We start from the raw sequence: 11,863 nt of genomic DNA, 5'->3' as shown, positions 1-11,863 counted from the left end.
GACCCACCCACCCTCCCGAAAGCCCCCCACCCAACAACAGCCCCGCGCAGCGCCCCCCTCAGTCCGTCCGCGTAATCAGCAACAACAACGCGTCATCCCGCAACGCCCCACCCGTGTGCGCCAGCAGATCCGCGTACACCCGCCCCACCGCCGCCTCCAACTCCCCCGCCGAGCGCGCAGCTCCCCGCACCAGCGGCCCGACCCGCTCCGCCAACGGATAGAACTCCCCGCTCCTGCGGTGCCGCGCCTCGATGACCCCGTCCGTGTACAGCACCAGGACGTCCTCCGTCCCGAACGGCTGCCCCCAGGTGGCCGGTTCGCCGGTCGCGAGCCGCCCGAGGCCGAGCGGCACCCACGGGTCGGGCGCGTCCAGTACGTGGGCCCGCCCTTCACCGTCCACCCGGATCGGCGCGACGTGCCCGTACTGGAGCAGTTCCATCTCGCCGGGCCGGCGGAACTCGGCGAACAGCGCCGTGGTGAACTCCCCGTCCGGCACGTGCCGCTCGACGCTGGCCTCGATCCGCGAGGCGACGCCCCGTAGTCCGGCTTCGTCGTACGCGGCTTCGCGGAACGCGCCGAGCACCACCGCCGCGGTCTGGACGGCCGCGAGCCCCTTGCCCCGGACGTCCCCGACCGCGACCCGGGTGCCGTGCGGCGTCTCCAGCACCGAGTAGAGGTCCCCGCCGATCCGTGAGGCGTCCGCCGCGGACACGTACCGCACGGCGAGCCGCAGCGGCCCCACGGCCGGCCCGGGCAGCCGCAGCAGGGCCCGCTGGGCGGCCTCGGCGACGGAGCTGACCGCCGCGAAGGCGGCCGCCCGCCGCATCCGGATCTTGGCGACCCAGGCCGAGAACAGCGTCAGAACCAGATAGCTGACCATCGCACCGTAGAGGAAGCGGGCGTCGTTGATGTTGTCGACCTGGTCGTAGTGGCTGAGTCCGAAGACGGCGACCAGCCCGACCGCGCAGACGGCGAGCAGTTCGCCGGGCTTGAGGGTGAGCGCGGCGACGGCCGGGACGACGGTCATCAGCGGTGCGAGGTACCGGTCCTTGCCGGAGAGGAGGTCCGCGAGTGCGACCAGCAGGACGGCGAGCAGCGCCGGGGCGGCCCGCCACCGGAGCGGCACGTCCTGGAGGTCGACGACCCTCAGGGCGCCGCGCCGCCGGTCCGGTGGCAGCCCGGCGGCGGTGGGGGCCGAGGGCGACTGGGCACGGCGGATCGGGAACACATACCGAACATAAGGGACGATCACGACCCCGAACCACCCCACCCACCCTGCCCGCCCCGCCCACCTCGCTCGCCCCGCCTACCCCGCCCACCTCGCTCGCCCCACCCCCACAAGTCCCTATTGCCCGATTTGTCATAAAGTTCGACCGAAGCGGCTACTCAGAGGAGGCCCTGCCCGGTGTCCGGATACCGACCCACGCCGCGCATCACCGCACCCCCCGCCCGGACGGCCACCCGGCCGCACCACTGGCTCAAGTTCTTCCTGACCGGCCTGCTGCTCTGGGCCTGCACCGTCCTGGTCACCTTCTTCACCGACAACAGCAACCTGGTCCCGACCATCGTGCTGCTGGGCAGCTTCCTCGTCCCGGCCACGGTGGTGATCTGGGCGTACGAGCGCTACGCGGCCGACCTCGGCCCGGACCGGATCTTCACCTGCTTCGGCATCGGCGGGGTGATCGGCGTCCTGGGCGCCTCGGTCCTGGAGACGTACCTGCTCTCCCCCTCGGTGTGGATGTACGCGGGAGTCGGCCTGATCGAGGAGGCGGTCAAGCTGGCCGCGCTGGTGCTGGTCAGCCGCCGGCTGCGGGTCAGCGGGCTGCGCCACGGGCTGGTGCTGGGCGCGACCGTCGGCGCCGGGTTCGCCGCGTTCGAGAGCGCCGGGTACGCGTTCAACGCGGTGCTGAGCATCCAGGGGCTGTCGCTGGACGACCTGGTGGAGACGGAGATCCTGCGCGGGGTGCTCGCCCCGGTCGGCCACATCCTGTGGACGGCGATCATCGGCGGGGTGCTGTTCCGGGAGCGGCGCGGCGGGCGCTTCCGCCTCACCACCCCGCTGCTGCTCACCTACCTGGGCGTCTCACTGCTGCACGCGCTGTGGGACAGCACGAGCGGCATCGCCGTCTGGCTGGTCGCCCGGACCACCACGAGCGACTTCCAGCGCGCCCTGTTCGACCTGGGCTACATGCCGAACCCGTCGAGCGAGCAGGTCCACCTGTACACCGTGTACGACACGGCGGGACTGCTCGTGGTCTCCTTGGGAGGGCTGCTCTGGCTGAGGCTGCTGGTGCGCAGCGAGCCCACCGCGCCGATCCCGGCACAGCAGCCCTCCGTACCGGCCTGACCGTCGCCCGCCCCTCCGAGAAATACCCCAGAGGGGTATGGTGTTCGAAGAGCTGGAGAAGCAGGAGATCCAGCACCAGCACCGACCTCCAGGAGGCCCCGATGTCCAGCACCATCACCTACACCGTGTCCGGCATGAGCTGCGGCCACTGCGAGAAGGCGATCAGCGAGGAGCTGTCCGCGCTGGCCGGTGTCACCGAGGTCGCCGCCGACGCCCAGGCCGGTACCGTGACGGTCTCCTCCACCGCCCCGCTGGCGGAGGAGCAGGTCCGCACCGCGATCGACGAGGCCGGCTACGAGCTGGTCGGCCCCGCGGTCTGAGCCACCCCGGTACGGCGGGGGCCCGCCCGGGCCCCCGCCACCACTCCCTAGGAGCCCTCCGCATGACCACCTCCGCCCCCGGCGTCGGGGCACGGGACCGGGTCGAGCTGTCGATCGGCGGGATGACCTGCGCCTCGTGCGCCGCCCGGATCGAGAAGAAGCTCAACCGGATGGACGGCGTCGAGGCCACGGTCAACTACGCCACCGAGAAGGCCCGGGTCGACTTCGGCCCCGGCGTCACGGTCGAGGAGCTGATCGGGACCGTCGAGCGGACCGGCTACACCGCCGAACTCCCCCCGCCCCCGGCCCCCGCCGCTCCCGAGCCCGGCTCCGACCCCGAGCCCGGCTCCGACCCCGCGCTCGGCGACCACCCCGGGCACGGCGAGCACCCGGCGCACGGCGGCCGCCCCGGCCCGGCCGGCCGCCCCGCCGCCGACCCGCTGCGCGAGCGCCTGCTGATCAGCGCCCTGCTCGGCGTCCCCGTGGTGCTGCTCTCGATGGTCCCCGCCCTGCAGTTCACCGACTGGCAGTGGCTGGCCTTCGCCCTGACCGGCCCGGTCGTCCTCTACGGCGGCCTGCCCTTCCACCGCGCCGCCTGGACCAACCTCAAGCACGGCGCCGCGACCATGGACACCCTGGTCTCGCTCGGCACCCTGGCCGCCTTCGGCTGGTCCTGCTGGTCCCTCTTCCTGGGTCACGCCGGCCTGCCCGGCATGCACCACGAGTTCTCGCTCACGGTCGGCGACACCGACCCCGCCGCCAGCCTCTACCTGGAGACCGCGGCCGCCGTCACCGTGCTGATCCTGCTGGGCCGCCACCTGGAGGCCCGCGCCAAGCGCCGGGCCGGCGCGGCCCTGCACGCCCTGCTGGACCTCGGCGCCCAGGACGTGACCGTGCTCCGGGGCGGGCGCGAGGTCCGGCTACCGGTGGACCGGCTGACCGTCGGCACCCGCTTCGTGGTCCGCCCCGGCGAGAAGGTCGCCACCGACGGCACGGTGGTCGAGGGCAGTTCCGCGGTGGACGCCTCGATGCTGACCGGCGAGTCCGTCCCGGTCGAGGTCGCCGTCGGGGACACCGTGACGGGCGCCACCGTCAACGCGGGCGGCCGGCTGGTGGTCGAGGCCACCAGGGTCGGCGCGGACACCCGGCTGGCCCGGATGGCCAAGCTGGTCGAGGAGGCCCAGAACGGCAAGGCCGCCGCCCAGCGCCTGGCCGACCGGATCTCCGCGGTCTTCGTCCCGGTGGTCATCCTGATCGCCCTTGCCACCCTGGTCGGCCGGCTGCTGGCCACCGACAGCCCCACCGCGGCGTTCACCTCCGCGGTGGCCGTGCTGATCATCGCCTGCCCGTGCGCCCTGGGCCTGGCCACCCCGACCGCCCTGCTGGTCGGCACCGGCCGCGGCGCCCAGCTCGGCATCCTGATCAAGGGCCCCGAGGTACTGGAGACCACCCGCAGGGTCGACACCGTCGTCCTGGACAAGACCGGCACCGTCACCACCGGCCGGATGACCCTGCTCGCCGTGCACACCGCCGAGGAGGTCACCGAGGCCGAGGCGCTGCGCCTGGCCGGCGCCCTGGAGCACGCCTCCGAGCACCCGATCGCCCGGGCCATCGCCACCACCGCCGCCGACCGCCTCGGCGCACTGCCGCCGGTCCGGGACTTCCGCAACCTGCCCGGCCGGGGCGTGCAGGGCGTCGTGGACGGCCGTACGGTCACGGCCGGGCGGGCGGCCCTGCTGGCCGACCACGCCCAACCCCTGCCGCCCGTCCTGGCCCGCGCCGTGACCGCCGCCGAGGCGGCCGGCCGCACCGCGGTCGCGGTCGGCTGGGACGGCGGGGCCCGGGCCGTCCTGGAGGTGGCGGACGCGCTCCGGCCGACCAGCGTCGAGGCCGTCGCCCGGCTGCGCGCCCTGGGCCTGACCCCGGTGCTGCTGACCGGCGACAACCGCACGGTGGCCGAGGCGGTGGCCGCCGAGCTCGGCGTCGCACCGCGGGACGTCATCGCCGAGGTGCTGCCCGAGGACAAGGTGGCGACGGTCCGCCGGCTCCAGGCCGAGGGCCGGGTCGTGGCGATGGTCGGCGACGGCGTCAACGACGCGGCCGCGCTCGCCCAGGCCGACCTGGGCCTGGCGATGGGCACCGGCACCGACGCCGCGATCGAGGCCGGCGACCTCACCCTGGTCGGCGGCGACCTGCGCGCCGCCGCCGACGCCGTCCGGCTCGGCCGCCGGACCCTCGCCACCATCCGGGGCAACCTCTGCTGGGCCTTCGGCTACAACGTCGCGGCGATCCCGCTGGCCGCCGCCGGACTGCTGAACCCGATGATCGCCGGGGCCGCGATGGCCTTCTCCTCGCTCTTCGTGGTCGGCAACAGCCTCCGGCTGCGCCGCTTCCGGGCCGCCTGAGCCCGGCCGGACGGCCCGAGGGGCCCGGACCGTCCCCGGTCCGGGCCCCTCGTCACGCACCGACGCCGCAGCGCCTCGACGCCTCAACGCCCCAGCAGTTCCCCGCCGTTGCAGTGCAGGATCTCGCCGGTGATGAACCCGGCCTCGGGCGAGGCGAGGAAGGTGACCGCCGCCGCGACCTCCCCGGTCTCGCCGATCCGGCCGAGCAGCGTGCGCGCCGCCCGGCGGGCCACCTCGGGCTCGTCCAGCCGCGGCCCGAAGAACTCGGTGCCGGCCACCGTGCCCGGCGCGACGATGTTGGCGGTGATCCCCGAGGTGCCCAACTGCGCGGCCAGGAAGTGGTTCCAGGCGTGCAGGGAGGCCTTCGCCGCACCGTAGGAGCCGGCCCCGCGCAGGGCGGCGATGGAGCTGATGGTGACGACCCGGCCGGAGCCCGGGGTGAGCCGGTCCCGGATCGACTCGGTGAGCAGCACCACGGTCAGCACGTTGCGCTCGAAGTCGCCGCGCCAGCGGGCCAGCAGGGCGTGCGGCCCGCCGCCGACCACGGTCTCCCGGCTGCCGGCGTTGTTCACCAGCACGTCGATCCGCTCGGGCAGTTCCGCCAGCGCGGCCTCCACGGCGTCCGGGTCGGCGAGGTCGCACACCAGCGGGGTGACGTTCGGCCCGAGGTCGATCGCGGCCTTCTCCAGGACGGCCCGGCGCCGACCGACGATCACCACGTGCTCACCCGCCTCGGCGAACCGCCGCGCGACTTCGTACCCGATTCCCGTGCCACCGCCGGTGACGACGACGTTCCTGGCCATCTGCGCACTCCCTCCCCAGTTCCGCCGTCGCGCGACGAGGGGGCGCGACGGTCCGTACCGGAATGCCACGATTCCTATCACGCTCGGTTGCCGTGACTGCGGGGAGGGTGACGTCGTGCGCGAGGGAAGGTGTGATATGGGCGCGGTACGAGGCGCCTACGGAGCGTGGCGAGAGGCAGCTCACACCCCCCGGGCGTAACTTCTCGCACCCTGATACGTCTTAGGTTGGTAGTGCGGCAGTTTTTCCGCTGGGCGGGGCACGATCAACGGCAATGTGTCCCCGCACTTCCGGCGGGCTGTCGCCGACGGGGCTCCGGCGGGCCCCGGGAACGGTCGTCGAATCCTCGACGGCCTTCGCGCACGGCGCCGGGGTTGTGGCGGGCCAGGGACGCTTTGAGCGGCCGTCCCCGGTCGCGGCCGGCCCCGGAGTCGTGCGCCGTACGGTTCCGTCCCCGTCCGCGGGCCTTCCGGGTCCGCGGGCGGGGACGCGAAGGGGCCCGGCCGCTCAGCAGCGGCCGGGCCCCTTTCGGTGCGGTGCGACGTCAGCGCTGTTCGAGCTCGACGTAGTCGCGGATCGCGGTGCCGGTGTAGATCTGGCGCGGGCGGCCGATCCGGCTGGTCGGGTCGTTGATCATCTCGTGCCAGTGGGCGATCCAGCCCGGCAGCCGGCCGAGGGCGAACAGCACGGTGAACATGCTGGTCGGGAAGCCCATGGCGCGGTAGATCAGACCCGTGTAGAAGTCCACGTTCGGGTACAGCTTGCGCGAGATGAAGAAGTCGTCCTTGAGGGCGTGCTCCTCCAGCTTGAGCGCGATCTCCAGCAGCTCGTCGCTCTTGCCGAGCTGGCCGAGGACCTCGTGCGCCAGCAGCTTGACCTGCGCGGCGCGCGGGTCGAAGGCCTTGTAGACGCGGTGGCCGAAGCCCATCAGCTTGACGCCGGCTTCCTTGTTCTTCACCTTCGTGATGAACGCGTCGACGTCGCCGCCGTCCTTCTGGATGCTCTCCAGCATCTCCAGGACGGCCTGGTTGGCACCGCCGTGCAGCGGGCCCCACAGCGCCGAGATGCCCGCCGAGATCGAGGCGAACAGGTTGGCGTGACTGGAGCCGACCAGGCGCACGGTGGAGGTGGAGCAGTTCTGCTCGTGGTCCGCGTGCAGGATGAGCAGCTTGTCCAGGGCGTTGACGATGACCGGGTTGAGCTCGTAGTCCTCGGCGGGGACGGCGAAGGTCATCCGCAGGAGGTTCTCGACGTAGCTCAGGTCGTTGCGCGGGTAGACGAAGGGCTGGCCCATCGCCTTCTTGTACGCGTACGCGGCGATCGTCGGCAGCTTGGCCAGCAGGCGGACGGTCGACAGGTGGCGCTGGGCCGCGTCGAACGGGTTGTGGCTCTCCGGGTAGAACGTGGAGAGCGCGCCGACCACCGAGGACAGCATGGCCATCGGGTGGGCGTCCCGCGGGAAGCCCTGGAAGAAGCGCTTGACGTCCTCGTGCAGCAGCGTGTGCTGGGTGATCTCGCGGTTGAACTCCGCCAGCTGGGCCGCGTTGGGCAGCTCACCGTTGATCAGGAGGTACGCGGTCTCGATGAAGCCGCCCTGCGAGGCGAGCTGCTCGATCGGGTAGCCGCGGTACCGCAGGATGCCGTTGTCGCCGTCCACGAAGGTGATCGCGGACTTGTACGCGGCGGTGTTACCGAAGCCGTTGTCCAGGGTGACCAGGCCGGTCTGCGGGAGCAGCTTCGAGATGTCGAAGCCGGAGTTGCCCGCAGTGCTCTCGACGACGGGGTACTCGTACTCGCCGTCCTGGTACCGCAGTACTACCGAGTTGTCGCTCACGTCTTCCTCACCGACGAAATGAATCCTCTTCCAAGGTGCCCTGACTGACTCCACGATCCCCCATCCGGAGGACAGTCGCGCACCCGGGGTGGCCCGGAAGGGCCCGCCCCTACAAAACCTGCTGCCCCTGCCGGTACGAACCGGACAAGATCGGCACCACCCTAGGCTCTGCCGTAAATCTCTTCACGTCAAGAGAACATTAGAGGCAACCATCCTGTTGGATAATCATCCAGAAGCAAGTCGATGATCCAGCGCGGCGTGCCGCCGACCTGCACTGACGGCCCTCACAGCCTGCGCGATCGCCTTCCGTGACCCGACCAGCACGACGAGTTTCCTCGCCCTGGTCACAGCCGTGTAGAGCAGGTTTCGCTGGAGCATCGTCCAAGCGGACATGGTGACCGGAATCACCACCACCGGGTATTCACTTCCCTGCGAGCGGTGGATCGTCACCGCGTAGGCGTGGGCCAGCTCGTCCAGCTCGTCGAAGTCGTACGGCACCTCCTCGTCCTCGTCGGTGAGCACCGTCAACCGCTGGTCGTCCACGCTGAGGGCGGTCACCACTCCCACTGTGCCGTTGAAGACCCCGTTCCGCCCCTTGTCGTAGTTGTTGCGGATCTGGGTGACCTTGTCCCCCACCCGGAAGGTCCGCCCGCCGAAACGCCGCTCCGCCAGACCCTCCCGGGCCGGCGTCACCGCCCCCTGCAACAGGGTGTTCAGGTTCCCCGCCCCCGCCGGGCCCCGGTGCATCGGCGCCAGCACCTGGACGTCCCGGCGCGGGTCGTAGCCGAACTTCTGCGGGATCCGGCGGGCCACCACGTCCACCGTCAGACCGGCCGCCCGCTCGGTGTCGTCCTCCACGAACAGGAAGAAGTCCGCCAGACCCTCCGTCAACGGCGGCTTCCCCTCGTTGATCCGGTGCGCGTTGGTCACCACGCCCGACTGCTGCGCCTGCCGGAAGATCCGGGTCAGCCGCACCGAGGGGATCGGCCCGTCCTCGGCCAGCAGATCCCGCAGCACCTCACCGGCCCCCACCGAGGGCAGCTGGTCCACGTCCCCCACGAACAGCAGGTGGGCGCCCGGCGGCACCGCCTTGACCAGCTTGTTCGCCAGGATCAGGTCCAGCATCGAGGCCTCGTCCACCACCACCAGGTCGGCGTCCAGCGGCCGGTCCCGGTCGTACGCGGCGTCACCGCCCGGCTTGAGCTCCAGCAGCCGGTGCACCGTCGAGGCCTCCGCCCCGGTCAGCTCCGCCAGCCGCTTGGCCGCCCGCCCGGTCGGCGCCGCCAGCACCACCTTCGCCCGCTTGGCCAGCGCCATCGTCACGATCGACTTCACCGTGAACGACTTGCCGCAGCCCGGACCACCCGTCAGCACCGCGACCTTCTCGGTCAGCGCCAGCCGCACCGACTGCTCCTGCTCCGGCGCCAGCGCCGCCCCGGTCCGCCGGGCCAGCCACTCCAGCGCCACCGGCCAGTCCACCTCCGCCGACCACGGCATCCGGTCGGAGTCCGAACGCAGCAGCCGCAGCAGCTGGTTGGCCAGCGAGATCTCCGCCCGGTGGAACGGCACCAGGTACACCGCGGTGATCGGCTCGCCCGCCTCCCCCGGCACCGCCTCGCGCACCACCCCCTCCGCCGCGACCAGCTCCGCCAGGCAGTCGATCACCAGCCCCACGTCCACCTGCAACAGCTTCACGCCGTCCGCGATCAGCCGTTCCTCCGGCAGGTAGCAGTGCCCCTGGTCGGTGCTCTGCGACAGCGCGTACTGCAGGCCCGCCTTCACCCGCTCCGGACTGTCGTGCGGAATGCCCACCGCCTGGGCGATCCGGTCCGCCGTCAGGAAGCCGATGCCCCAGACGTCCGAGGCCAGCTTGTACGGCTCGTTGCGCACCACCCCGATCGAGGCGTCCCCGTACTGCTTGTAGATCCGCACCGCCAGCGAGGTCGACACCCCGACCCCCTGGAGGAAGACCATCACCTCCTTGATGGCCTTCTGCTCCTCCCAGGCCGCGGCGATCTTCTTGGTGCGCTTGGGCCCCAGCCCCGGCACCTCGATCAGCCGGCCCGGCTCGTTCTCGATCACCTCCAGGGTCTCCACCCCGAAGCGCTCGACGATCCGCTCGGCGAACCGCGGGCCGATCCCCTTGATCAGCCCCGAGCCCAGGTACCGCTGGATGCCCTGGACGGTCGCGGGCAGCACCGTGGTGTAGTTCTCCACCGTGAACTGCCGCCCGTACTGCGGGTGCGAGCCCCACCGCCCGTGCAGCCGCAACGACTCCCCGACCTGCGCCCCCAGCAGCGCGCCCACCACCGTCAGCAGGTCGTTCCCGCCCCGGCCGGTGTCCACCCGGGCCACCGTGTAGCCGGTCTCCTCATTGGCGTAGGTGATCCGCTCCAGCACGCCCTCGACCTGCGCGAGCTGGCGGGGCACCTCCTGCCCCGACTGCGCCTGCTTGCCCACCGGAGCCCCCTTCGACCGGTACGGGTGGACCATTCCGTTACGCACCGTACCGCCCGGCGCGGACAGGTCCGGACCGCCCGCCGGACCGCCCGCCGGGCCTGCCGTGCACCGCCCCGACCGAGGTGCCAGGCTGAAAGGGTCCAGGGGGTCGTCGACCGCGCCCGCGCCCGCACGGGACCCGTCCGAGGAGCAGTGCCGCCATGCTCAACACCGACTTCCGCCCCGGCTCCCCGAACTGGCTCGACCTGAGCAGCCCCGACACCCGGGCCTCCGTCGACTTCTACTCCGCGCTGTTCGGCTGGACCTTCGACTCGGCCGGCCCCGAAGCCGGCGGCTACGGCTTCTTCCAGCTCGACGGCCGCACCGTCGCCGCCCTCGGCCCGCTCGCCGAGGAGGGCACGCTCCCCGGCTGGACCCTCTACTTCACCACCGAGGACGCCGACCGCACCACCGACCTGGTCGAACAGGCAGGCGGCCGCATCCGGTTCACCCCCTTCGACGTCTTCACCGCGGGCCGGATGGCCGGCTACACCGACCCGACCGGCGCCGACTTCGCGGTCTGGCAGCCGCACGACACCCGCGGCCTGGACGTCGTCAACGACCAGGTCAGCCTCTGCTGGGCCGAGTGCTACAGCGTCGACGCGGAACGGGCCAAGGCCTTCTACCGCACGGTCTTCGACTGGCAGGAACAGGACGTCCCGCTCGGCGAGGCGTTCTACACCGTGCTCACCCCGTCCGGCGGCGGCACCGACGACGCCCACGGCGGCATCCTCCAGCTCAGCCCCGAGCACACCGCCCGCGGCACCCGCTCGCACTGGCTCCCCTACTTCGAGGTCCCCAACGTGGACGCCTGCCTCGCCATCGCCGACCGGCTCGGCGCGAAGGTCCGGATCCCGGCGACGGACCTCCACGGGGTCGGCCGGCTCGCCCAGCTGCTGGACCGGCACGGAGCCGTCTTCGCCGTCATCACCAGCGCCGGGCCCGGGGAGTGACCCGGCATCGGACCGTGGTGGGCCACAGCGGGCCCTGGAGGCACGCTACGGGCGTAGACAGAGTCCGCCGACCCCCTCGGCCCTCCTTATCCTCTGATCATGACTGAAACGGCTGTTCTGACGATCCGACGGGCCGGCGAAGGCGATCTGCCGGCGATCGTGGCCATGCTCGCGGACGACCCGCTGGGCGCCACCCGCGAGAGCCCCGACGACCTCACCCCCTACCGCACCGCCTACACCCGCATCGACCGCGACCCGCACCAGCACCTGGTCGTCGCCGAACGCGCCGGCCGCGTCGTCGGCACCCTCCAGCTCACGGTGATCCCGGGCCTCTCCCGGGCCGGCACCACCCGCACGATCATCGAGGGCGTCCGCATCCACGCCGACGAACGCGGCAGCGGACTCGGCACCGAGTTGATCGAGTGGGCCGTCGAGCGCTCCCGCGAACTCGGCGCCGACCTCGTCCAACTCACCTCGGACGCGACCCGCACGGACGCGCACCGGTTCTACGAGCGACTCGGCTTCACGGCCTCGCACCTCGGATTCAAGCGGCAGCTCTGACATCTTCCCCGGAAATACGAAAAGGCCCACCCGGTCACCCGGGTGGGCCTTTTCTGAATGATTGTTCGGCGGCGTCCTACTCTCCCACAGGGTCCCCCCTGCAGTACCATCGGCGCTGTGAGGCTTAGCTTCCGGGTTCGGAA

The 11,863-nt window shown here is 72.1% G+C and carries 9 protein-coding genes and 1 rRNA gene; 5 read left to right on the top strand and 5 right to left on the bottom strand.

Annotation, left to right across the window (positions count from 1 at the left end; translation table 11 throughout):
* Positions 1-58 precede the first annotated feature (58 nt).
* A complete protein-coding gene (locus tag ACFXPX_RS41635) occupies positions 59-1,228 on the bottom strand; it encodes a PP2C family protein-serine/threonine phosphatase (RefSeq protein WP_375896961.1) in 1,170 nt (389 codons plus the stop codon).
* A 177-nt stretch (positions 1,229-1,405) separates the two neighbouring features.
* Between ACFXPX_RS41635 and ACFXPX_RS41630 the strand changes: the two genes are divergently transcribed.
* From ACFXPX_RS41630 to ACFXPX_RS41620, 3 genes are all read left to right on the top strand, one after another.
* Positions 1,406-2,347 carry a PrsW family intramembrane metalloprotease gene (locus ACFXPX_RS41630; protein ID WP_375896963.1) on the top strand — a complete coding sequence of 314 codons (942 nt, stop codon included), beginning with the start codon at positions 1,406-1,408 and terminating at the stop codon, positions 2,345-2,347.
* Positions 2,348-2,448: 101 nt separating this feature from the next.
* Positions 2,449-2,667, top strand: coding sequence for a heavy-metal-associated domain-containing protein (locus ACFXPX_RS41625; protein ID WP_375896966.1), 219 nt, complete (start codon positions 2,449-2,451; stop codon positions 2,665-2,667).
* A gap of 62 nt (positions 2,668-2,729) precedes the next feature.
* Positions 2,730-5,072, top strand: coding sequence for a heavy metal translocating P-type ATPase (locus ACFXPX_RS41620; protein WP_380644941.1), 2,343 nt, complete (start codon positions 2,730-2,732; stop codon positions 5,070-5,072).
* 83 nt (positions 5,073-5,155) lie between these two features.
* Here the strand turns inward: ACFXPX_RS41620 and ACFXPX_RS41615 are convergent, their stop codons facing one another.
* The 3 genes from ACFXPX_RS41615 to ACFXPX_RS41605 all read right to left on the bottom strand — a co-directional run bounded on the left by ACFXPX_RS41615 (position 5,156) and on the right by ACFXPX_RS41605 (position 10,167).
* Positions 5,156-5,875 (bottom strand): SDR family NAD(P)-dependent oxidoreductase, encoded by a 720-nt coding sequence (locus tag ACFXPX_RS41615; protein WP_375896972.1) that lies wholly within the window; start codon positions 5,873-5,875, stop codon positions 5,156-5,158.
* Between the two features lie 542 nt (positions 5,876-6,417).
* Positions 6,418-7,707: a citrate synthase gene (locus ACFXPX_RS41610; RefSeq protein ID WP_375896975.1), complete on the bottom strand. Its 1,290-nt coding sequence runs from the start codon at positions 7,705-7,707 to the stop codon at positions 6,418-6,420.
* Between the two features lie 225 nt (positions 7,708-7,932).
* Positions 7,933-10,167, bottom strand: coding sequence for an ATP-dependent RecD-like DNA helicase (locus tag ACFXPX_RS41605; protein WP_380644940.1), 2,235 nt, complete (start codon positions 10,165-10,167; stop codon positions 7,933-7,935).
* Positions 10,168-10,367: 200 nt separating this feature from the next.
* Between ACFXPX_RS41605 and ACFXPX_RS41600 the strand changes: the two genes are divergently transcribed.
* A complete protein-coding gene (locus ACFXPX_RS41600) occupies positions 10,368-11,159 on the top strand; it encodes a VOC family protein (protein ID WP_380644939.1) in 792 nt (263 codons plus the stop codon).
* A gap of 99 nt (positions 11,160-11,258) precedes the next feature.
* Positions 11,259-11,720 (top strand): GNAT family N-acetyltransferase, encoded by a 462-nt coding sequence (locus ACFXPX_RS41595; protein ID WP_380532709.1) that lies wholly within the window; start codon positions 11,259-11,261, stop codon positions 11,718-11,720.
* Between the two features lie 63 nt (positions 11,721-11,783).
* Here the strand turns inward: ACFXPX_RS41595 and rrf are convergent.
* Positions 11,784-11,863 (bottom strand): 5S ribosomal RNA (gene rrf, locus ACFXPX_RS41590); the annotation flags it as partial.

This window comes from Kitasatospora sp. NPDC059146 (assembly GCF_042786665.1).
GTDB lineage: Bacteria > Actinomycetota > Actinomycetes > Streptomycetales > Streptomycetaceae > Kitasatospora.
Note: the sequence above shows the minus strand (reverse complement) of the source record. Positions and strands in the feature narration are given on the sequence as shown.